Raw genomic sequence first — 21,666 nt, 5'->3', positions numbered from 1 at the left:
TTTTGGAGGGGTTTTTCCCCTCCACCTCTTAGTTTAGTTATTATTTTTTCCAAATTGATAGTTGTAAGGAGGTAAAGCACCAACTTCTCTTGCATACTTATTGAGATGGTAGCTTTCCCAAGATTTCCTTTCCTCATCAGTAAGATTATTCATGTTAGAAAATCTAACTTCATCATAAGGAATATTTTCTCTTGAATACTCTTTACACCTTCGATTTAGATTAGTTGTTTCACCTATCCTTTGGATGTTGTCTCTAAACACCAACTGATAGATACATTTTACCTCTGGTATCAAATCAAGATCCTTCAATTTGGTTTCAAATTGGGGAGCTAAAGGAAAGAACCAAGTATTTATGGATAAGTCTTTCTCTAAAAATATCCTTCTCTCACCTCTCTTTTTTGATATTAGAGCTCTTGCTCTTGGAATTTGATTAAAAATAGTTCCAACACAAGATACATAACAACCATTAGCCGTGTGAGTTTTTACAGGGCAATTTTCTTCACTTGTAGGATCATTGTTGAATTCTACAAATATTTTGATTGCTTCATCAGGTTCAGTGCCATCTTCAATTGAAATATAGCAGTTTTCAAACTTCTCTATATTCAATGCATCAACAGCACTTTTGCTGAAGAAAAGTCCACTTCTTCTAATGGTTACTGATGGTTTATCCAAAAAAAAGTGAGACATACGTCTCAATCTTCTGAGTTTAGTTACGCTATTCATTATTGTAACTCCTTAATTGCTAAATTTGTTGGTATCGTCGCTATAAAATTAACAATAACTTTAGCATCAAGATCCAAATCACCTTCATCATTCAATACATCGATTACAATAGGTGGTTCAATATTAATTAAATTTTCATCGACACCACCAGTATAGTCTTGAGCAACTAAATGCACTCTTTTTTCAAATGATTCGTAGGTTGTTTGTCTCCATTTTCTATTATTAGCAATTACATTTGCATCAACACAAACTGAGTGTTGAACTAAAACGTCTTTACCAATCATTTTAACAGTACTGACTTCTTCAAAAATTGTACTGTCTTTTGCTTCGCTTTTTTTAGGCACAGCGAGTCCTTTCGTAGGATTGTTCATCCTATCCTCCATTGGCCTACACACTTGATTTATTTTTTGTAAGATATATATTGATCTTACACACAATGTTTCTGGGTAGGTAGTGTAGGCACTAGGCTATCACCTATCCAGGAATTCTTAAATTCTAAAACGGTATTTCATCATCAAAATCATAGGTGCTATCAAATTTTACCCATGAAGGATTAATACCTTTAAAATAATCTATTGTAGTCTCAAAAGCAGAACATTCTTGCTGTGTACTATATTTAACATCATCTTCTTCAAAATCATCAATCGTTATATTTGTCATTTTATTTTTTTCTAAAAGATAATTTAATTTTTCTTTAAAGAAAAAATTATCATAAATAAATTGCATATCTGCATTTGTATCTCTAGCAAAACAAAGAATACATATTGGAGTATTTTGAATTCCATATTTATAAGTTGTATTAGATGGATGATTATCTATAGGTACAAAAGATAATTCTGGAGCATTAAAAACTCCGACATAAAGATTAATATCATAGTGATTTAAAAAATTAAGTTTTTTACCAAATTCTGCTATACTTTCAATTTGATCTAATTCATTTGTATTTTCATCAAATCTTTCAGTAAACTCTAATTGGCTTAAATTAGTTCTATTTTTTAAATACTCATTTATTAAATTTACCATATCTTTAATAGAGTCTTTTTCGTTCATAGAGTCATCATATCCATATCCAGGTTTTGAATCGGGAGTTAATTGATAAAAAAATTTTCTTCTACTAGATCTACCTAAAGTTTTAGTTACCTCTTCAAAGTTTTTAACTGAGTACAGGTAGGTTTTCTCAGTTTTAAAAGTGGGCAAAATTTTATTTAAATTTTCTTTATCTTCATTTTGTGAAGCTTTATTTTTTTTGATAGAATTGTTTGAAATAATTAAATTTTCAATGTTATAGTTTTCTTGATTAGCTACAAATTTTTTTTTGCTATCTAATTTAGAATTTGAGCTGAAATATTTACTGTAAAATTTTGAAAGTTTTTCAATATATAAAGGTTGAATTTCTTCTCCTCTTTCTATTCTTTGGTATGTAGCTCGTGACATACCGTATCCAAGTTCATCTAATAATTTTAATAGACTTTTTTGAGTGTGATTTAGACTTTCTCTTAGTCTTACTATTTTAACTGCATCAGGTTTTACTTTTTTAATAACTTTAATCATATGCTTTTATATGGCATCTGAAAGGCTTTTTGTCAACCTCTTATATGATTATTTTTACAAATTATTTAATAAATATTTAAAATCACTTATTTTTTTAATTATTTATTATTCTTGCAAATGAGAACAAAAGTAGTACATAATAATATTATGATTCGAGTGTTAATAATTAATAAAAAAGAGGCAAGTAATGACAAAAAGTAATTTAAAGGTAGTGAAATCTGCCAAAGATCAAGAAATGGATATTAAAGAAAAGAACAAAGCATTAGATGCTGCAATAGCTCAAATTACAGACAATTTTGGAAAAGGCTCTGTAATGAAGCTTGGCCAAAAGAGAGCTATGGATATTGAGTCTGTTTCAACAGGTTCTTTAAGTCTTGATTTAGCTTTAGGTATAGGCGGATTACCAAAAGGAAGAATTATAGAAGTTTATGGACCAGAATCATCTGGAAAAACAACATTAGCATTACAAGTTGTTGCTGAAGCTCAAAAAGCAGGTGGAATTTGTGCATTCGTTGATGCAGAGCATGCTTTAGATCCAGTTTATGCAAAAAAATTAGGTGTAAATACTGAAGAACTTTTAATCTCACAACCAGATGCTGGTGAACAAGCATTAGAAATTGCTGATACGCTAGTAAAATCAGGCTCTATTTCAGTTATTGTAATCGACTCTGTTGCAGCTTTAACACCAAAAGCTGAGATCGAAGGTGAGATGGGAGATCATCATGTAGGTCTTCAATCAAGATTAATGAGTCAGGCTTTAAGAAAATTAACAAGCTCAATTTCAAATACAAACACAATGATGATTTTCATTAACCAAATCAGAATGAAAATTGGAGTTATGTTTGGAAGTCCTGAAACTACATCAGGTGGAAATGCGCTTAAGTTTTATTCATCAGTTAGAATGGATATTAGAAGAATTGGTGCCATCAAAGATAAAGATGAAATTATTGGTAACTCTACAAGAGTGAAGGTAGTAAAAAATAAAGTAGCTCCGCCATTTAAAGTAGTTGAATTTGATTTGATGTATGGAAGAGGAATTAGCAAGATGGGTGAATTAGTAGATCTTGGTTCCAAAGCAGATATTATTGAAAAATCAGGAGCATGGTATGCTTATAAAGGAGAGAAGATTGGTCAAGGTAGAGAGAACGCTAAGACTTATCTAGCTCAAAATCCTAAAGTTGCTGCAGAAATAGAAATGGCAATTAGGGAAAAAGCTGGTGTTATTTCTAAAAAAATAGAAGGAAACCCGATAGATCCTGAAAAATTGGAAAAAGAAAAGAAAGTAGCTGAAAAAGAAGAAGAAGCAAAAGCTGAAGCTACTCCTCCATCTAAAAAGAATTAATAGGTCATCTTTATTAATAAAAGGCGCTTAATTTAAGCGCCTTTTTTCCCGTACTGCATCTAGACATAAAATAAAAAAGCTGTATTTTAAAAATATGGCAGACAAAACTCTCAATGAAATTAGGAATACTTTCTTAAAGTATTTTGAAAAGAACGATCATCAGATTGTTGAGTCCAGTAATTTGGTTCCAAATAATGATCCAACGTTGATGTTTGCTAATTCTGGAATGGTTCAATTTAAGAACGTGTTCACAGGTTTGGAAAAAAGAGATTATGTAAGAGCTACTACTTCACAAAAATGTGTAAGAGCTGGTGGTAAGCATAATGATTTAGAAAATGTTGGTTATACACCTCGACACCACACTTTCTTTGAGATGTTAGGAAACTTTTCATTTGGAGATTATTTTAAAGAACAAGCAATTGATTATGCCTGGAATTTAATTACCAAAGATTTTGGAATAGATAAAAATAGACTTTATGTAACCGTGTTTCATGAAGATGATGAGGCCTTCAATTTTTGGAAGAAAATAGCAGGTTTTAGCGATGATAGAATAATTAGAATAGCAACTTCAGATAATTTTTGGTCAATGGGCGAAACAGGACCATGTGGACCTTGTTCAGAAATCTTTTATGATCATGGTGATCATTTACATGGAGGATTACCTGGAACTAAAGATGAAGATGGAGATAGATTTATTGAAATATGGAACTTAGTCTTCATGCAATTTGAACAAGTTACAAAAGATAAAAGAATAAATCTTCCAAAACCATCTGTTGATACTGGAATGGGTTTAGAAAGAATTGCTGCTTTACTTCAAGGTACTCATGATAATTATGAAACAGATCACTTTAAAAAAATAATCAATTCTGCTTCAGATATAATTAAAATTAAATCAGATAAATCTAATCTATCTAGCTTTAGAGTTATTGCTGATCACTTAAGAGCAAGTTCATTTTTAATTGCTGAAGGAGTGTTACCATCTAATGAAGGAAGAGGGTATGTGCTTCGAAGAATTATGAGAAGAGGGATGAGGCACTCTCATTTATTAGGAGCTAAGGATCCAGTATTTTCAAAATTGTTTGATACCCTATTAAATGAAATGTCAGGAAATTATCCTGAATTAAAAAGAGCAGAGTCTTTAATTAAAGAAACTTTAAAGACGGAAGAAGAAAAATTTTTAGTTCTTTTAGATAGAGGAATTAAAATTTTAAATGATGAAATTTCTAAAATAGACAAAGTTCTACCAGGTGACATTGCATTTAAACTTTATGAAACTTATGGATTTCCAATTGATCTTACAGAGGATATTTTAAAATCAAAATCTTTAGAATTTGATAAAGAAAGATTTGGTGAGTTGATGAGAGAAAGTATTGAGCTTGCAAGAAAAAATTGGAAAGGATCTGGAGATAGTGCAGTTGAGCAAGTTTGGTATGGTGTAAAAGAAAAACATGGAGCTACAGAATTTTTAGGGTATGAAAATGATCAAGCACAAGGAGTGATAAAATCTCTTCTTAAAAACCATAAAGAGGTTGATACTTTAAATGCTGGAGATGAGGGTATCATTGTTGTTAATCAAACCCCATTTTATGCTGAATCTGGAGGTCAAGTTGGGGACACAGGAATGATTATTAAGGATGAATTTGAATTTGAAGTAACAGATGTTCAAAAGAAATTGGGAGATCTATTTGTTCATTACGGAAAAGTCAAAAAAGGTTCAATAAAATTAGAGCAAGATGTTGAAATGAAAATTAATATTGAGAAAAGAAATGATACAAGAGCTTATCATTCAGCAACTCATTTATTACACGAGTCTTTGAGAAGAGTTTTAGGTCCGCACGTTACTCAAAAGGGATCTCTTGTTGAGCCAGAAAGGTTAAGATTTGATTTTAGTCATATGAAGCCAATTTCAGATGATGAGATGTTAAAAATAGAAAGTCATGTAAATGATATGATTTCCAAACAATCAGATGTAACCACAAGAATTATGACACCGAAAGAGGCAGTTGATAATGGAGCTTTAGCATTATTTGGAGAAAAATATGGAGATGAAGTAAGAGTGTTATCAATGGGAGATGAGGGAGAAAAATACTTTTCAACTGAGCTATGTGGTGGAACTCATGTAAAAAACACCGGTGATATTGGTAAATTTAAAATTATTAGCCAATCTTCAATTGCTGCAGGAGTTAGAAGAGTAGAGGCTTTAAGGGATAAGCAGCTAGAGGACTATCTAAAAAACAAAGAGAAAATGTTAAACTTATCATCTGAAAAAGATGATGAACAAATCAATGAATTAAGTAAGCAAATCTCAGATCTTGGTGGAAAACCTAATTTAGATGAAAGTGATAAAAAAGTTTTAATCAAAAATTTAAATAAACAGTTAGAAACATTATCAGTTAATTCAATATTACAAGATCAATCCAAAAATAAAGTTAATGATCAAGATGTTAACGGGGTCAAAGTAAGGTTTCAAAACGTTGAAGATCTTCCACCTAAAGAATTAAGAAAACTTGTAGACAAAGGTAAAAAAGAATTGGGTGAAGGTATTGTAATAGTTTTTGCAAGCAAAGACGGCAAAGTTGGCATTGCTGTAGGTGTAACTGAAAAATTAACTGACAAATTTGATGCAGTAAAATTTGTAAAAGCAGGTTCAGAAATAATCGGAGGTAAAGGAGGTGGTGGAAGAAAAGACTTTGCTCAAGCAGGCGGTCAAAACCAATCAAAAATCAATGATGCTTTTGAAAAAATAAAATCTTTAATTTAATTTCTTTTTAAGATTACCATCAATTATTTCTAAAAACTGATTTGTAGTAAGATATTTACTTCCAGGACCAACTAGAATTGCTAAATCTTTAGTCATAAATCCATTCTCCACACTTTCAATGCAAACTTTTTCAAGTGTCTGTGAAAAATTAATCAATTCTTGATTTCCATCTAATTTGCCACGATGAGCTAAGCCTCTTGTCCATGCAAATATAGATGCTATTGGATTAGTAGATGTTTCTTTTCCTTGTTGATGCATTCTGTAATGTCTCGTTACTGTACCATGGGCAGCTTCAGCTTCCATTACCTTACCATCTGGAGTTAATAATGTACTTGTCATCAAACCTAATGAACCATAACCTTGAGCCATAGTATCAGATTGAACATCACCATCATAATTTTTACAAGCCCAAATATATTTTCCACTCCATTTTAAAGCACATGCAACCATATCATCAATTAACCTATGTTCATAAGTTAAATTATGTTTTTTAAATTCACTTTTATACTCTTCATCAAAAACTTTCTGAAAAATATCTTTAAATCTTCCATCATATTTTTTTAGAATTGTATTCTTTGTGGACATATATACTGGCCATTTTTTGATCAGCCCATAGCTAAAGCAAGATCTTGCAAAATCTTCTATAGATTTATCTAAATTATACATTGATAGCGCAATCCCAGGACCAGTAAAATTAAATACTTCATGTTTAATTTCTTCTTTACCATCTTCAGACGTCCATTTGATTTCCATTTTTCCTTTTCCAGGAACTCTAAAGTCTGTTGCTCTATACTGATCACCAAAAGCATGTCTTCCAATTATCACAGGATCCGTCCAAGATGGCACAAGTTTTGGAATATTTTTACATATAATTGGTTCTCTAAATATTGTCCCTCCAATAATATTTCTGATTGTTCCATTTGGAGATCTCCACATTTTCTTTAAATCAAATTCTTTAACTCTAGCTTCGTCTGCAGTTATGGTTGCACATTTAATTCCAACACCAATTTTTTTGATAGCATTTGCTGAATCTATTGTGATCTGGTCATCAGTATTATCTCTGCTTTTCATTCCTAAATCATAATATTCAATACCAAGATCAATATAAGGAAGGATTAATTTATTTTTAATAAACTCCCAAATAATTCGAGTCATTTCATCACCATCTAACTCAACAACTGGGTTATTTACCTTGATTTTGCTCATTAAATTAAATTTATCTTATTAATTGAATTTGAATGGTTTATATACATATTAATCGAAAATTAGCAAATAGAAGAATATGTTTACGAAGATTTTTCCAAAGATACACACAGAGGGTTACAAGTTCATTGTAATTGCAAGTTTTATTACACTCATCTTTTTATTGGTGAATGGATTTTTAGGGTTAATTGGATTATTACTAACTATTTGGGTTTATTATTTTTTTAGAGATCCAGAAAGAGCAATCATAGGAGATGATAATTATCTGGTAAGTCCAGCGGATGGTGAGGTGATTAAAGTTGAAGAGGTAGATGGACCAAAAGAATTAAATTTAGATAATAAGAAATTTAAAAAGATTAGTATCTTCATGAACGTGTTTGATTGTCATGTAAATAGAACTCCTTGTTCAGGAAAAGTTGAGGATATTTTATATAAGCCAGGAAAATTTTTAAACGCTTCATTGGATAAAGCAAGTGAAGATAATGAGAGGAACTATTACAAACTAAAAGATAATCATGGAAATGATATTGTTATAGTTCAAATAGCAGGTTTAGTTGCAAGAAGGATTGTTTGTGAAACTAATAAAGATCAAACCCTTAACCAAGGGGATCGAATTGGAATGATAAGATTTGGAAGTAGAGCTGATGTTTATTATGAAAATTATGAACCACTAGTTAAAATTGGGCAAACAGCAATTTCTGGAGAAACTCTCTTAGCTAAAAGATAAGTATGCAACAACCAAAAAACCATTTTAAAATTGTTCCCGAAAAAAGTAATGCGAGAGTTATATTGCCAAACATGCTTACACTTATTGGTGTTTGCATAGGACTTACGTCAATAAGATTCGCATTAGATGGAAGATTTGAATTAGCTATTGTTGCAATCATAATTGCTGCAATAATTGATGGCTTAGATGGTAGAATTGCAAGATTAATAAAAGGAACATCAAAAGTAGGTAAAGAATTAGACTCTTTAACTGACATGATTAGCTTTGGTGTTGCGCCAGCTTTTATAATGTATTTTTGGAATTTAAATTCTTTAGGAAAATTTGGATGGTTGTTGTGTTTAGTTTATGTAATTTGTGTAGCTTTAAGATTAGCAAGATTTAATGTTAATTCGTCTCAAGAACCATCTTGGAAAGATAATTTTTTTCAGGGAGTGCCATCTCCAGCAGGGGGAATATTAGTATTATCTCCTTTAATATTCAGCATGAGTGAGATTAATATAATTCCTATAAATTATACTATATTAGTTCCGTGTATTTTTATTTTAACATCATTGCTTTTAATTAGTAAAATTCCAACATACTCATTTAAAAAAATTGTTATAAAAAGAAGCACCACTATATTTTTATTATTTGGTATAGTTTTATTTTTTGGATTACTATTAATTTACACTTTTGAAATATTAGCAGTTAGTAGTATAATTTATCTTTTGTTGATCCCAATAAGTTTTTTTAATTATCAAAAAATTAAAAAAGATAAAAATGACACTATTGAAAACGAAGATGAAAACGAAAATTTAGAAGATATACTTTAATATTTTCTTAATCTTTTTTTTCTAAATTAATAAATGAAAATTTTAGTTTATAATTCAGGCGGCGGTTTGGGTGATAGCATCCAAATATTTGATTTAATCAACAGTTTAATTACAAAATTTGGATCAGATAATATTTACTACTTATCAGCACATAAAAATCACTTTAATCATGCTTTATTAGACTACAATTTAAGACCAAAGGAATTGAAAACTAATATAATTTATTTTGGTTTTAGATGGTGGCATCTATTAGTATCAAAGAAAAAAATCTTAAAGGAAAACTCTCTTCAAAAATTTGATATAATTATTGATATACAGTCAAAACTTCGAAACACTGTAATTCTAAAACAATTCCCATCTAATAAATTTTATTCTTCAACATTTAATTTTAAATTTTGTTCAGAAAAAAAAGATTATAAATCTACAAAATTTGAAAACATTAATATTTTAAGAAATATTGAATTATTAATAAGTGATGAAATTCCACAAACCAAATTTAAATTAAATTCAATTGATCTAAAGTATTTTCAAGAAGCCAAAAGATTATTACCTGATAATAATTATATTGGGTTTTCAATGACACAAGGAAACGTTTATAGAAAAAAAAGTTGGCCCATAGATAAATTCTTAAACATTGCAGAACAAGTTTCTAAAAAAAATAAAAAGCCAGTTTTTTTCGTTGAAAAAAGTAATAAAGAATTAATTCATAAAATTAAAAGCAATATTAATAATGCATTGTTTCCTGAAATTGAAAGCACATTTTCAGGACCACCATTGGTTTCAGCTCTTTCATCAAGGTTAGAGAAAGCAATTTCAATAGATAATGGTGTAATGCACATGATGTCTTTGGCTGAAATTCCAATGATTGTTTTATTTGGACCAACAAATTCAAAAAAATTTTCTCCCAAATTAAAAAATATTGAAATTTTAGATAGTAAAAATCTTTATCAATCAGACGATATAACTAAAATTACTGAAGATGATGTAATGCGTGTGTTAAATATTTAAATATAATTTAAAGAAAACAAACTAATAAATTGAAAAAAAATAAAATTTCCAAGAACTGGGTAAATAAGCAACGAAGAGATATTTACGTAAGACAATCAAAAGTAGACGGGTTTAGAGCCAGATCTGCATATAAACTTATTGAAATAAATGAAAAATTTAAAATATTTAAGGGTGGATTAACGGTTATTGATATTGGTGCGGCTCCTGGAAGTTGGTCACAATATGCTGAAAAGATATCTAAAAATGGAAAATTAATTTCAATTGATTTAAAAAAAATGGAACCAATTGGAAATAGTCTTCAAATTCAAGGAGACTTTACCGAAGAAAGTGTTCAACAAGAAATTAAAAAGAATACCGCCTCTAAAGTTGATGTTGTGATGTCAGACATGGCAGTAAACACAACTGGGATTAAGAATATTGACTCTATTCAAACAGGCGAACTTTGCAAAGAGGCGATGATTTTTGCAAAAGATTTGTTAAGTGAAAATGGTTATTTTATATCAAAAATTTTTATGGGGGGAACTTTTAACGAAATAGTCGCAGAGGGTAAAAAATATTTTAAAGAGGTGAAAGTTTTTAAACCAAAATCTAGTAGAAAAGATTCAAAGGAAAGTTTTATAATTTGTAGAAAACTTAGATAGGGACTTTAAATTTAAAAGGAATCGTATATAAAAGATTATGGTTCCTATAAAAGAAGCACTTACCTTTGATGATGTTACATTAGCTCCGAAGTATTCGGAAATATTACCATCAGAAGTAAATACTTCAGTAAATCTAACAAATAACTTAAAGCTTAAAATTCCGCTTTTATCTTCTGCTATGGATACCGTTACTGAAAGCAATATGGCTATTGCTATTGCTAAAGCTGGAGGAATAGGGGTTATTCACAGAAATTTAGATGTCCATAAACAAATCTTAGAAATTAAAAAAGTTAAAAAACAAAAATTATTAGTTGGTGCAGCTGTTGGAGCATCAATTACTGAATTCGATAGAGCAAAAGCTATTATTAAAGAGGGTGTTGATTTAATCGTAGTAGATACTGCTCATGGTCATACTAAAAAGGTAGGAGAAATAGTTAAATATATAAAAAAAATTAAAGGTAAGAAAATCGCTTTATGTGCTGGAAATATTGCAACACCGGAAGCCGCAAAATTTTTAATTAAATTAGGAGTAGATATTATTAAAGTTGGGATAGGACCAGGATCAATTTGTACAACAAGGTTAGTAGCAGGAATAGGTGTTCCTCAACTAAGTGCAATTTTATCAGTAAGAAATGGGCTTAAAAACAAAAATGTAAAAATAATTTCTGATGGTGGAATAAAATATTCTGGTGATTTGGCGAAAGCTTTTTCAGCAGGTGCGGATGCAGTTATGATAGGTTCTTTATTTGCGGGAACAGATGAAACACCTGGTAAATTAATTAAGAAAAATGGAAAATTATTTAAAAGTTTTAGAGGGATGGGATCAGTAGGTGCAATGAACAAAGGTTCAGCAGATAGGTATTTTCAAACTAAGCAAAAAGATACATCCAAGTATGTTCCAGAGGGAGTAGAAGGTTTTGTAAAATACAAAGGTGATGTTGGCAGTATTATATTTAAATTAATTGGTGGCCTTAAATCATCTATGGGTTATCTTGGTTCAAAAGAAATTGTGAAATTGAGAAATAAACCACAATTTGTTAAAATTACTAAAGCTGGATTTTATGAAAGTATGGTTCATAATGTAGATGTAATTAAAAATGATAGTAAATACTAATGAATAGAATTTTTAAATTAATTTCATTTATATTTTTAATTGTTTCACTTCAATCAAATTCATTTTCGAAAGAAAATTTTTTTAATGAAGCAATTAAATTGTATGAAAAAGAAAAATATGAAGATGCAAGATTTTTATTTGAGAGAAATATTGTATTTAATCCAAAGGATGCAAATTCATATTTGTACTTAGCAAAAATTTATAATCACGAAGAAGATCAAAGAAAAGAGGAATATAACTTAGAAACCACTCTATTAATTAATCCTCAAAATGAAGAAGCTATTTTAATGCTAATGAAAATAGCACTAGAAAAATCTAACTACGATAAAGTTAAAGAATTATCAGAGACTTTTGTTCAGGTATGTAAGTCATTATGTAATGAAAATAATGCAATTTTAGAGTCCTTGAAAAATCTAGAACCAAGCAATGAGTCTTGATAATAGCCTTAACAAAATCTTAATAGTAGATTTTGGCTCACAATTTACTCAATTAATAGCAAGGAGAATTAGAGAGCTTGGAGTTTTCTCTGATATTGTAAGTCATAAAAAAATTAAACTTAATCAAATTAATCAAAGTGTAAAAGGTATAATTTTATCAGGAGGTCCTTTGAATGTTTATCAAATTAATAAATATTCATTTGATAAAAAAATTTTGGAATTAAATATTCCTGTTCTTGGTATTTGTTTTGGTCATCAAATATTGTCTAAACTTAATGGTGGAAAAGTTAAGCAATCAAAGCATCGTGAATTTGGTCTGGCAAATGTAATTAAAAAAAATAATAGTCTCTTAACAAATAATTTTTTTGGTACAAAAAAATCTAAAGTTGTCTGGATGAGCCATGCTGATCAAGTATCAAAACTTCCAAAAAATTTTAAAGTAATTGCTTCAAGCTCAAATTCAAAATTTGCAATTGTAGAAAATAAAGTCAAAAATTATTATGGTGTCCAGTTTCATCCAGAAGTAACCCATACAGAAAACGGAAAAAAGCTGATTAGTAATTTTATTTTTCTTATTTGTAAAATTAAGAAAAATTGGTCTTCAAAAGATCAAAAGGTACAATTAATTAAAGATGTCAGAGCTCAAGTTGGAGATAATAAAGTAATTTGTGCATTATCAGGTGGTGTAGATAGTAGCGTGGTTGCTCAATTATTGAATAAAGCAATAGGTAAAAAACTATATTGTATTTTTGTAAACACTGGATTGCTTAGAAAAAATGAAGAAGTTCAGGTTGTTCAAACTTTTAAAAAAAGATTAAAAATGAATTTAATCTACGTGAATGCTGAAAAGGAATTTTTAAGTAAATTAAAAAATGTATCTGACCCAGAGAGAAAAAGAAAAATTATAGGAAATCTATTCATTAAAATTTTTGAAAGGTATGCAAAGAAAATAAAAAATGTAAAATTTTTAGCACAAGGAACTTTATATCCAGATTTAATTGAAAGTAAGTCTGTTACTGGAAGTCAAACTTCTAAAATAAAATCACATCACAATGTGGGTGGTTTACCTAAAAAAATGAATTTAAAGTTAGTAGAGCCATTAAAATTTCTATTTAAAGATGAGGTTAGAAAATTAGGTTTAGAGTTAAATTTAAGTCATGAAATAATTTCAAGACATCCATTTCCTGGTCCTGGTTTAGCAATCAGAATGCCAGGTGTTATTACTAATAAAAAAATCAAAATTTTAAAAGAAGCTGATCATTATTTTATTCAAGCATTAAGAGATCATGGTCTTTATCATAAGATTTGGCAAGCTTATGCAGCATTACTTCCAGTAAAAACAGTGGGTGTTATGGGTGATAATAGAACATATGAATATCTATGCTTATTAAGAGCGATCACTTCTGAAGATGGAATGACTGCTGATTTTTATGAATTCAAAAAATCATTTATGCAAACTATCTCTAACAAAATTGTTAATAGCATAAGAGGCATTAACAGAGTGGTTTATGATGTTACCTCTAAACCACCTAGTACTATTGAATTAGAGTAAATGTTTAAAAAAACTTTCCTTTTTTTTTATGAAAATTGGAAAATTTACACATTTTTAATTTTAATAATAATCACATTTCTCTCTTTGTATCCTTTAAAAGAAAAACCTAGTATTCCTGGAAGTGATAAAATTCATCATTTGATTGCATATTCAGCACTTGCAATTGGTGTTGGATTAAGAAGACCTTCGAATTATGTTTTAATAATAATTTTGTTTTCTTTTTATAGTGGTTTGATTGAAATAATTCAGCCTTATCTAAATAGATTTGGAGAAGTGGAGGATTTTCTATTTAACAATTTAGGTATTCTTATAGGTTTAACTTTGGGAATAGTTATCAACAAAATATATATTAAAAATAAACTTTTGAATTAAAGTATTTTTCATCTATAAACTTAATTAATGAAATATTTACACACAATGATCCGAATTAAAAATGTGGATGAGTCTTTAAGATTTTTCTGTGAAGGTCTTGGTTTAAAAGAGACAAGAAGAATGGAAAATGAAAAAGGTAGATTCACTTTGATTTTTCTTGCTGCTCCTAATGATGAAAAAGCAGAAATTGAGTTAACTTATAATTGGGATGGAGATGATCTAGGTGAAGGCTCAAGAAACTTTGGTCATCTTGCTTACAGAGTGGATAATATTTATGAAACATGCCAAAGGCTGATGGATATGGGTTATACTATAAATAGACCACCCCGAGATGGTCATATGGCATTTGTGAGATCACCTGATAAAATTTCAATAGAAATACTACAAGAAGGAAACTTAGAGCCTAAAGAGCCTTGGGCTTCAATGGAAAATACCGGCTCTTGGTAAGTCGATGAATAAAAAGATTTCAGATTTTATTAAGAAAAAAAATAAAACTAAATTAGTAACTTTAACTGCTTATTCTAAAAATATTGCTTCTGTTTTAGATAATTATTGTGATCTAATTCTAGTAGGGGATTCACTTGGGTCAGTTTTATATAATTATAAATCTACTAGAGAAGTAACTTTAAATACTATGATTGAACACTCCAAGAGTGTGCGTATGGGTATTAAAAAAAGTTTAATGATTGTTGATATGCCTCATAATACTTATCGTAATCCTAAAGAAGCATTAAAAAATGCAAAATTAATTATGAAAAAAACTAAATGTGATGGTGTCAAATTAGAGGGAGGAAAGAAAATTATAAATACTATTAAAACATTAGTTAAAAATAATATACCTGTAATGGGCCACATAGGGGTTTTACCTCAATCAGATAAAACATTTAAATTTAAAGGTAAGAAACAAAGTGAAAAAGAAAATATTATGAAAGACGCAAAGTTACTTGAAGAAGCTGGTTCATTTTGTATGGTTTTAGAGTGTGTTCAAACAGCATTGGCAAAACAAGTAACTAAAAGTGTTAGTATTCCAACAATTGGGATAGGTGCATCTAATAATTGTGATGGTCAAATTTTAGTTTTTGATGATTTGATAGGTTTAAATCCAATTAAATTTAGATTTGTTAAGAAATATACAAATATAAAAACAGAAATATCAAAAGCAGTTTCTAAATATGCAAGTGAAGTTAAAACAAGAAAATTTCCTTCAAAAAAATACTCTTTTAATTAAAAGTATTTTTTAAATTCTTCGTTAATATTGAGTATCTCAAGATCTACCAAGCCACCTATAATTAATTGTAGACCAACAACTAAAATAAATATCAAACCAATGTATGCTATCCAAATATGTTTTTGAATATAATTAGCCATATAAGTGGCTAATGCACCTGTAAGAACGACCGATAGGAGAAGACCAAAAATCATATAGCCAAAATATCCTTGAGCTGCTGCAACAACACCTATTACATTGTCAAAACTAATCATCAGATCAGCAAATAGCACTTTGCTTATACTATTTATGTACGAAGGTTGTTTTGTTTTTTTAACTGAAGGTTTTATATTCTTAATATCAACCAGATCTTTTCTTAAATCATTAACTATCCATACCAGCAATAACCCACCTAAAATTTTTATAAAATAAAATTCAAATAAAAAAGTAGCAAAGATTGCAAAAAAGATTTTAAAAACAAATGCTCCAATTACACCCCATAAGATAATTTGTTTTCTATTTTTAGGTACAAAATTTGAAGCAATAGAACCAACTATCACAGCATTATCTGCTGTTAAGATAATTGTGATAAAAATAATTTGGGTTAGAATTATGAGCTCTTCAATCAAGATGTCTAATTATTATTTCAATTTAAGAAGATTGCAATCAAAAGAATAAAAAAAAGGCGGTCAAAAAATTTGACCGCCTCATTAATTGTGTTTTTTATAAATTATCTTTCAGACCAAGTAGGCATTGGATATTTTAACTCACAAGCTGCTAATTCAAATGGATATACTGTGCAGTATTTTCCATTTTGAACTTGCATTAAAATACCTCTAGTCTTTTCGTTTTGACCATCTGCACCAAATTTAATTCCTCTGTAAGGAACAATTAAAGACTCAGATGACATATCTAGATTAACTAGAGCTTGTCTGATTTTCTCAGGATCTGTTGATCCAGCATTATTAATTGCATTAGCTAAAGCCATAAACCCTGTAAATGCTCTTGCAGGTACATCTGATAAATCTCTTCCACCAGAGTGTGTTTTAAACAAGTCGTTTACAGTTCCAATCATAGGAATAGTTTTTGCTAAGTCAGTGTTAAAAGGTGATCTTGTGATCACACCTTCTGCTTTGCTTCCCATTGTGTCTATGAATTTAGGATCTGTATAACCAGCGTTTTGAGCAACTAAAAGTTTAGGATTGTAATCAAGTTCTTTTGCAGTATTTAAAAATAAATATGCATCAGCTGTATAAGATGAAGGCAATAAAACATCTGGGTTTTTTGCTTTCAATCTTTGTACTTCAGAACTTAAAGTTGTTGTTTTAGCTTTGTAGCTAATTTTCTCTATAACATCATAACCTTGTTCTTTAGCCATTTTGTCTTGAGTTCCACCACTGTCAGCACCCCACAATGTATCTTCATGAATAATACCTAGTGTCTTTAACTTATTGCTATTATTTTTGTTAAAGTCATTCATGAACTCAAACATAAGCTGAGTGAACTCACCATCGTGTGGAGTAACTCTGAAGAAGTATTTAAATCCTCTTGTTGTTAATTTTGGAGAAGTCGACTCACCGTTTACCCAAGGTATTCCTGCTCTCTCAGATACTTGACTAGCAGCACCAGTTACTGATGAGTAGTAAGCACCAAACATTGCGTGAACTTTATCTGAATTTAACATTTTTTCAGTTTCACCAACACCGATATCTGGTTTTCCACCATGGTCTCCAACAACGATAGATATTTTACCGCCGCCTAATCCTTTTAATCCTGCATCTTTTGCAAGTGGCATGCCAGGAATGTTATGACTGTTATTGATGATATCTAAAGCTGTCTTAACTGCTGCAACAGCATCTTTACCAACCTGGGCAACAGGTCCTGTAAGTGGATAAAGTACTCCAATTTTTACATCTTCTGCGTAACTAATCGCTGGCGCAGATACTAATGAAAAAAAAGTAAATACTGTAAGAATTAATTTTCTCATTTTTTTCCCTCTTGTTTAATTTTTAAATGTCTAACTTAATACTATTCAATTGATCAATTCAATGGTTTAGTTTTTTTATTTTATCAATGCTAAAGAAGTATTTGTTTAATATATACAATCTTTATATATACTTTAATAATAAACCAAATGACTTCTGAAATTATAATTCAAGCTATAGTCACAGGATTAATGATGGGATTAATCTATGCATTAATCGCAGCAGGCTTAAGTTTAATTTTTGGATTAATGGAAATTGTAAATTTTGCTCATGGAGAGCATTTGATGTTATCTATGTTTTCATCATTTTGGCTTTGGTCTTTATTTGGTTTAGATCCACTGTTTTCAATTCCAATTACTATACTTTTGTTGGCATTTTGTGGAATTGTTACTCATTATTTTTTAATTCGATACATCTTAAAAGCAAAGATGCTTATCCAAATTTGTGCAACATTTGGATTATCTATTTTTATTAGATCAATTGCACAATTATTATGGACTCCAGACTTTAGAAACGTTGATAAGCCTTTATTGGAAGGACGTATTGAAATTGGATCTGTGTTTATTGGTCAACCCCAATTATATGCAAGTCTTGTTTGTCTAGTTGCATTTTTTGGTTTGTATTGGTTTGTAACAAAAACAGAAACTGGACTAGCTCTTCAAGCAACAGCACAAGATAGACACGCTGCAGAAATTTTAGGAATTCCATCAAATAAAATGTTTGCAATTGGTTGGGCGATTGGACTTGGTTGTGTAGGAGTGGCAGGTGGAATGATGGCAAATTATTTTTTTATTTTTACTGATGTTGGTATTAATTTTGCATTATTTGCTTTCGTTGCAGTAGCTCTAGGAGGTTTTGGAAGTATTATTGGGTGTTTATATGCCGGTATAATTATAGGTTTAGTAGAATCTCTTGGTGGATTATTGATCGATCCATCATTTAAACTTTTATATGTATTTGCAATTTACCTTTTAGTTGTGATTTACAAACCTCAAGGTCTGTTTGGTAGGTATTAATGGATAGTAAGTTAGAAATTGCAAAATCAGAACCGATTTGGAATACGAATAATAGAGTAATATCAATTATTACTGGCCTAATTATACTTTTGTTTGCTCTTCCACTTTTTGGGATGAATTCATTTTATCTCCATTTATTTATTATGATTTTTATGCATGCAGTTATGGCTCAGTCTTGGAATGTAATTGCAGGTTTTTCTGGTCAAATTAGTTTAGGTCATGGAGCGTTTTTTGGAATAGGTGCATATGCAACTTCATTTTTTTATATGGAGTACGGAATAACACCTTGGATCAGTATATTTTTTGGGATGTTCGTTTCAGCAATTTTTGCTGTCTTAATTGGCATACCAATGCTGAGATTAAGTGGTCACTACTTTGCAATTGCCACTTTATTAATTGGTATAAGTTTCCAAGTAGTTTTTCAAAGATGGGATTTAGTAGGAGCTGCATCAGGACTGTGGGTGACAATGACACCAGAAGACTCATGGTCTGCATTGCAATTTCATAGCAGTAAAGCTCCCTATTATTATGTTTTTTTAATATTTTTTTTAATCACATTCTTTTTAGTCTGGTTATTGAGTAGGTCTAAATTGGGTTACAGATTGAGAGCGGTTAGAGACGACCCACAAGCAGCCTTAAGTTTATGTATAAACGTTTCGAATTATAAAATTATAGCTTATGTGATTTCAGCAATGATCATGGCTCCAATGGGTAGCTTGTTTGCACAATATATTTTAATTATTGATCCAGACAGAGTTTTTAATATTGAGATATCGATTATAGTTTTATTAATCACAGTACTAGGTGGAATTGGAAATGTTTGGGGTCCAATTATAGGTGCTGCAATACTTGTACCAATTTCAGAATATTCAAGAATTTATTTAGGAGGTACCGGTGGTGCTGTTGATTTAATTTTTTATGGTTTGATTTTAATGATTATTTGCATTTTTAGACCAAATGGTCTGATCTCATTTATTCCTAAAGATATTTTAGAAAGAAAAAAACAACGATGAAAATTTTAACAGTTGAAAATCTGAGTAAATCTTTTGGTGGAATCCATGCAAATAGAGATATTTCTTTTGATGTCGAAGAAGGATCTATTTTAGGAGTGATAGGACCTAATGGTGCTGGTAAATCTACTTTATTTGATTTGATTACTGGCTTTACAAAACCAGATACTGGAAAAGTAAAATTTTTTGATAAAAATATTTTTGGAATTAGCCCTGATAAAATAAGTAACCTTGGAGTAGGTAGAACTTTTCAAAAACTAAAACCATTTGCAGATCAAACATTACTTGAAAATGTTATGATAGGAGCGTTTGTTAAAGAGAAAGATATTAAAAGAGCAAGAGATAGAGCTTTAGAAATTATTGACTTTGTAGATCTGATTGAAAAAAGACATCACTTTGCAAAAGAGTTATCAACCGGACAGAGAAAAAGATTAGAAATGGCTAGAGCTATGGCTATTGATCCCAAATTACTTTTGATGGATGAAGTAACAGGGGGTGTAGATCAAAAAACTATTCCTGGACTTGTTGAACTTGTTAAAAAATTAAAAAAAACTGGTGTAACGATTATTACAATTGAACATAATATTAATATTATTATGGAAATTTCGGATAATGTTCTTGCGTTAGATCAAGGAAAACGAATTGCATTTGGTGAACCAAAAGAAATTCAAAATAATAAACAGGTAATAGATGCTTATCTAGGAACATTTGATGCTGCTTGATGTAAAAAATATTGATGTTTTGTATGATGATTTTCAGGTTATCTGGGATGTTTCTATTAATGTAAATAAAGCTGAAATGGTTGCACTTTTAGGACCAAATGGGTCTGGTAAAAGTACTGTTTTAAATACTATTAGTAATCTTGTTGAACATAAAAAAGGTTCTATTACTTTTGATAATACTTTAATTTCAAATATTCCAACTTATAAAAGAACTGAGTTAGGAATTTCACATGTACTTGAAAGAAGAAGGGTTTTTCCACATCTTACTGTTAAACAAAATCTTTTATTGGGTGCTTGGCATCCAAAAGCAAAAGAAGAGTTAACAAATTCATTAAACAAAGTTTACAAGATATTTCCAAAGCTAGAAACTAGATCTGATCAGTTAGCAAAAACAATGTCTGGAGGTGAGCAACAAATGCTAGCTATAGCAAGAGGAATGATGGGTTTACCTAAACTTTTAATGGTTGATGAACCTTTTTTAGGTCTATCACCAATGGTTATGAAAGACTTAATTAAGATATTTAAAAATATTGTTGCAGAAGGTATTTCAATTTTATTTGTAGAGCAAAATGTAAGATTAGCTCTAAGTATGGCGGACAGAGGCTATGTTTTAGAAAGTGGTAGATTAGTCATCGATGGTAAATCAGAAGATCTAATTGATAATGAGAAAGTGACTAAAGTTTTTTTAGGAAATTAATTAAAAAGCAGCAAGATCGTTATTTAGTTTATCAGTAATAAGCATTTTACCTGGACTATGAGTTATACAAAAATCAGGTTTTGAATTTTCTAAAACAGATTGAGGAGTAACACCACATGCCCAAAATACAGGAATTTCATTGTTCTTTATTGTTCTAGGTGGATCACCATATTCAGGTTTCATTATATCTTTAATTCCAATTTCATCAGGATTACCAACATGCACAGGTGCACCATGTACGGCAGGAAATCTGGAACTAATTTGAATTGATCTAATTGTATCTTTTGAATTTAAGGGTCTCATAGACACAACTAATTTTCCTGAAAATTGTCCAGCAGGTTCACATTCTATTGAAGTTTTATACATAGGAACAATAGTATTGTTTTCTATATGTTGAATTGGAATACCAGCCTCAATTAAAGGCAGTTCAAAAGACATTGAACATCCTAGAACAAAAGTTGTTAGATCTTCATTCCAATATTTTTTAATATCATATGGCTCATCAATTAATTTTCCTTTTTCCCATACTCTATATTGGGGAACGTCAGTTCTAATATCAATGTCACCAAGATCTTTTAATGAAGGATCTCCTTTTGTACCAAATCCAATTAATGGACAAGGTTTAGGATTTTTTTGACAGAAAGAAGCAAAGTCCATTGCATATTTGCTTGGTAAGATACAAAGATTTCCTTGAACATACTTGTTAGCAGCACCAGCAGTTTGTTCTTTGTAATTATTTTCTCTTATAACTTTTCTTGCTTTTAATGGATCTTGAATATCTAGCAT

At 29.9% G+C, this 21,666-nt stretch carries 23 protein-coding genes; 16 read left to right on the top strand and 7 right to left on the bottom strand.

Annotated features, from left to right (window positions below; genetic code table 11):
- Positions 1 to 33 precede the first annotated feature (33 nt).
- From ACTTAX_RS03705 to ACTTAX_RS03695, 3 genes are all read right to left on the bottom strand, one after another.
- On the bottom strand, positions 34 to 723 hold the full coding sequence (locus tag ACTTAX_RS03705) for a hypothetical protein (protein WP_440692951.1): 690 nt from the start codon (positions 721 to 723) through the stop codon (positions 34 to 36).
- On the bottom strand, positions 723 to 1,106 hold the full coding sequence (locus tag ACTTAX_RS03700; RefSeq protein ID WP_440692949.1) for a hypothetical protein: 384 nt from the start codon (positions 1,104 to 1,106) through the stop codon (positions 723 to 725). The genes ACTTAX_RS03705 and ACTTAX_RS03700 overlap by 1 nt, the downstream gene beginning before the upstream one ends.
- Before the next feature lie 112 nt (positions 1,107 to 1,218).
- On the bottom strand, positions 1,219 to 2,274 hold the full coding sequence (locus tag ACTTAX_RS03695; protein ID WP_440692948.1) for a helix-turn-helix domain-containing protein: 1,056 nt from the start codon (positions 2,272 to 2,274) through the stop codon (positions 1,219 to 1,221).
- A gap of 187 nt (positions 2,275 to 2,461) precedes the next feature.
- Between ACTTAX_RS03695 and recA the strand changes: the two genes are divergently transcribed.
- Together recA and alaS are read left to right on the top strand one after the other, a co-directional pair.
- The gene (recA, locus tag ACTTAX_RS03690; RefSeq protein WP_440692946.1) at positions 2,462 to 3,616 is read left to right on the top strand and encodes a recombinase RecA; all 1,155 of its coding nucleotides are present in this window, start codon (positions 2,462 to 2,464) and stop codon (positions 3,614 to 3,616) included.
- A 94-nt stretch (positions 3,617 to 3,710) separates the two neighbouring features.
- Positions 3,711 to 6,377, top strand: coding sequence for an alanine--tRNA ligase (alaS, locus tag ACTTAX_RS03685; RefSeq protein WP_440692944.1), 2,667 nt, complete (start codon positions 3,711 to 3,713; stop codon positions 6,375 to 6,377).
- Here alaS and ACTTAX_RS03680 read toward each other — a convergent pair.
- Entirely contained in the window at positions 6,369 to 7,583 is a 1,215-nt protein-coding gene (locus tag ACTTAX_RS03680; RefSeq protein WP_440692942.1) for an NADP-dependent isocitrate dehydrogenase, read from the bottom strand. The two genes, alaS and ACTTAX_RS03680, sit on opposite strands and share 9 nt — an antisense overlap.
- Before the next feature lie 76 nt (positions 7,584 to 7,659).
- Between ACTTAX_RS03680 and ACTTAX_RS03675 the strand changes: the two genes are divergently transcribed.
- The 10 genes from ACTTAX_RS03675 to panB are packed head-to-tail and all read left to right on the top strand — an operon-like array spanning position 7,660 to position 15,471.
- Positions 7,660 to 8,307 carry a phosphatidylserine decarboxylase gene (locus ACTTAX_RS03675; protein ID WP_440692940.1) on the top strand — a complete coding sequence of 216 codons (648 nt, stop codon included), beginning with the start codon at positions 7,660 to 7,662 and terminating at the stop codon, positions 8,305 to 8,307.
- 2 nt (positions 8,308 to 8,309) lie between these two features.
- Entirely contained in the window at positions 8,310 to 9,119 is an 810-nt protein-coding gene (pssA, locus tag ACTTAX_RS03670; RefSeq protein WP_440692939.1) for a CDP-diacylglycerol--serine O-phosphatidyltransferase, read from the top strand.
- Positions 9,120 to 9,152: 33 nt separating this feature from the next.
- Positions 9,153 to 10,127, top strand: a complete 975-nt coding sequence (locus ACTTAX_RS03665) for a glycosyltransferase family 9 protein (protein ID WP_440692937.1) — start codon at positions 9,153 to 9,155, stop codon at positions 10,125 to 10,127.
- Between the two features lie 29 nt (positions 10,128 to 10,156).
- Complete coding sequence (locus ACTTAX_RS03660) at positions 10,157 to 10,768, top strand: RlmE family RNA methyltransferase (RefSeq protein ID WP_440692935.1); 612 nt, start codon at positions 10,157 to 10,159, stop codon at positions 10,766 to 10,768.
- Positions 10,769 to 10,805: 37 nt separating this feature from the next.
- Entirely contained in the window at positions 10,806 to 11,882 is a 1,077-nt protein-coding gene (gene guaB, locus ACTTAX_RS03655; RefSeq protein WP_440692933.1) for an IMP dehydrogenase, read from the top strand.
- Complete coding sequence (locus tag ACTTAX_RS03650) at positions 11,882 to 12,319, top strand: tetratricopeptide repeat protein (protein WP_440692931.1); 438 nt, start codon at positions 11,882 to 11,884, stop codon at positions 12,317 to 12,319. The genes guaB and ACTTAX_RS03650 overlap by 1 nt, the downstream gene beginning before the upstream one ends.
- A complete protein-coding gene (gene guaA / locus ACTTAX_RS03645; protein WP_440692929.1) occupies positions 12,309 to 13,871 on the top strand; it encodes a glutamine-hydrolyzing GMP synthase in 1,563 nt (520 codons plus the stop codon). The genes ACTTAX_RS03650 and guaA overlap by 11 nt, the downstream gene beginning before the upstream one ends.
- Positions 13,872 to 14,243 carry a VanZ family protein gene (locus tag ACTTAX_RS03640; RefSeq protein ID WP_440692927.1) on the top strand — a complete coding sequence of 124 codons (372 nt, stop codon included), beginning with the start codon at positions 13,872 to 13,874 and terminating at the stop codon, positions 14,241 to 14,243.
- Positions 14,244 to 14,270: 27 nt separating this feature from the next.
- Complete coding sequence (locus ACTTAX_RS03635) at positions 14,271 to 14,690, top strand: VOC family protein (RefSeq protein WP_440692926.1); 420 nt, start codon at positions 14,271 to 14,273, stop codon at positions 14,688 to 14,690.
- A 4-nt stretch (positions 14,691 to 14,694) separates the two neighbouring features.
- Positions 14,695 to 15,471, top strand: a complete 777-nt coding sequence (panB, locus tag ACTTAX_RS03630) for a 3-methyl-2-oxobutanoate hydroxymethyltransferase (protein WP_440692924.1) — start codon at positions 14,695 to 14,697, stop codon at positions 15,469 to 15,471.
- Here the strand turns inward: panB and ACTTAX_RS03625 are convergent.
- Complete coding sequence (locus tag ACTTAX_RS03625; protein ID WP_440692922.1) at positions 15,468 to 16,079, bottom strand: YjbE family putative metal transport protein; 612 nt, start codon at positions 16,077 to 16,079, stop codon at positions 15,468 to 15,470. The genes panB and ACTTAX_RS03625 overlap by 4 nt on opposite strands.
- Before the next feature lie 101 nt (positions 16,080 to 16,180).
- Positions 16,181 to 17,437, bottom strand: a complete 1,257-nt coding sequence (locus ACTTAX_RS03620) for an ABC transporter substrate-binding protein (protein WP_440692920.1) — start codon at positions 17,435 to 17,437, stop codon at positions 16,181 to 16,183.
- A 147-nt stretch (positions 17,438 to 17,584) separates the two neighbouring features.
- On the opposite strand from ACTTAX_RS03620, the gene ACTTAX_RS03615 reads away from it, so the two are divergent.
- The 4 genes from ACTTAX_RS03615 to ACTTAX_RS03600 are packed head-to-tail and all read left to right on the top strand — an operon-like array spanning position 17,585 to position 20,880.
- Positions 17,585 to 18,451 carry a branched-chain amino acid ABC transporter permease gene (locus tag ACTTAX_RS03615; protein WP_440635302.1) on the top strand — a complete coding sequence of 289 codons (867 nt, stop codon included), beginning with the start codon at positions 17,585 to 17,587 and terminating at the stop codon, positions 18,449 to 18,451.
- Complete coding sequence (locus ACTTAX_RS03610) at positions 18,451 to 19,464, top strand: branched-chain amino acid ABC transporter permease (protein ID WP_440692918.1); 1,014 nt, start codon at positions 18,451 to 18,453, stop codon at positions 19,462 to 19,464. The genes ACTTAX_RS03615 and ACTTAX_RS03610 overlap by 1 nt, the downstream gene beginning before the upstream one ends.
- Positions 19,461 to 20,183 carry an ABC transporter ATP-binding protein gene (locus ACTTAX_RS03605; protein ID WP_440672476.1) on the top strand — a complete coding sequence of 241 codons (723 nt, stop codon included), beginning with the start codon at positions 19,461 to 19,463 and terminating at the stop codon, positions 20,181 to 20,183. The genes ACTTAX_RS03610 and ACTTAX_RS03605 overlap by 4 nt, the downstream gene beginning before the upstream one ends.
- Positions 20,173 to 20,880, top strand: a complete 708-nt coding sequence (locus tag ACTTAX_RS03600) for an ABC transporter ATP-binding protein (protein ID WP_440618726.1) — start codon at positions 20,173 to 20,175, stop codon at positions 20,878 to 20,880. Before ACTTAX_RS03605 ends, ACTTAX_RS03600 begins: the two co-directional genes overlap by 11 nt.
- On the opposite strand, the gene ACTTAX_RS03595 is transcribed toward ACTTAX_RS03600, so the two are convergent.
- Positions 20,881 to 21,666, bottom strand: a complete 786-nt coding sequence (locus ACTTAX_RS03595; RefSeq protein ID WP_440692916.1) for a putative hydro-lyase — start codon at positions 21,664 to 21,666, stop codon at positions 20,881 to 20,883.

It is taken from the genome of Candidatus Pelagibacter sp. HIMB1695, assembly GCF_052047655.1.
In the GTDB taxonomy this organism is placed as follows: Bacteria; Pseudomonadota; Alphaproteobacteria; order Pelagibacterales; family Pelagibacteraceae; genus Pelagibacter.
Note: the sequence above shows the minus strand (reverse complement) of the source record. Positions and strands in the feature narration are given on the sequence as shown.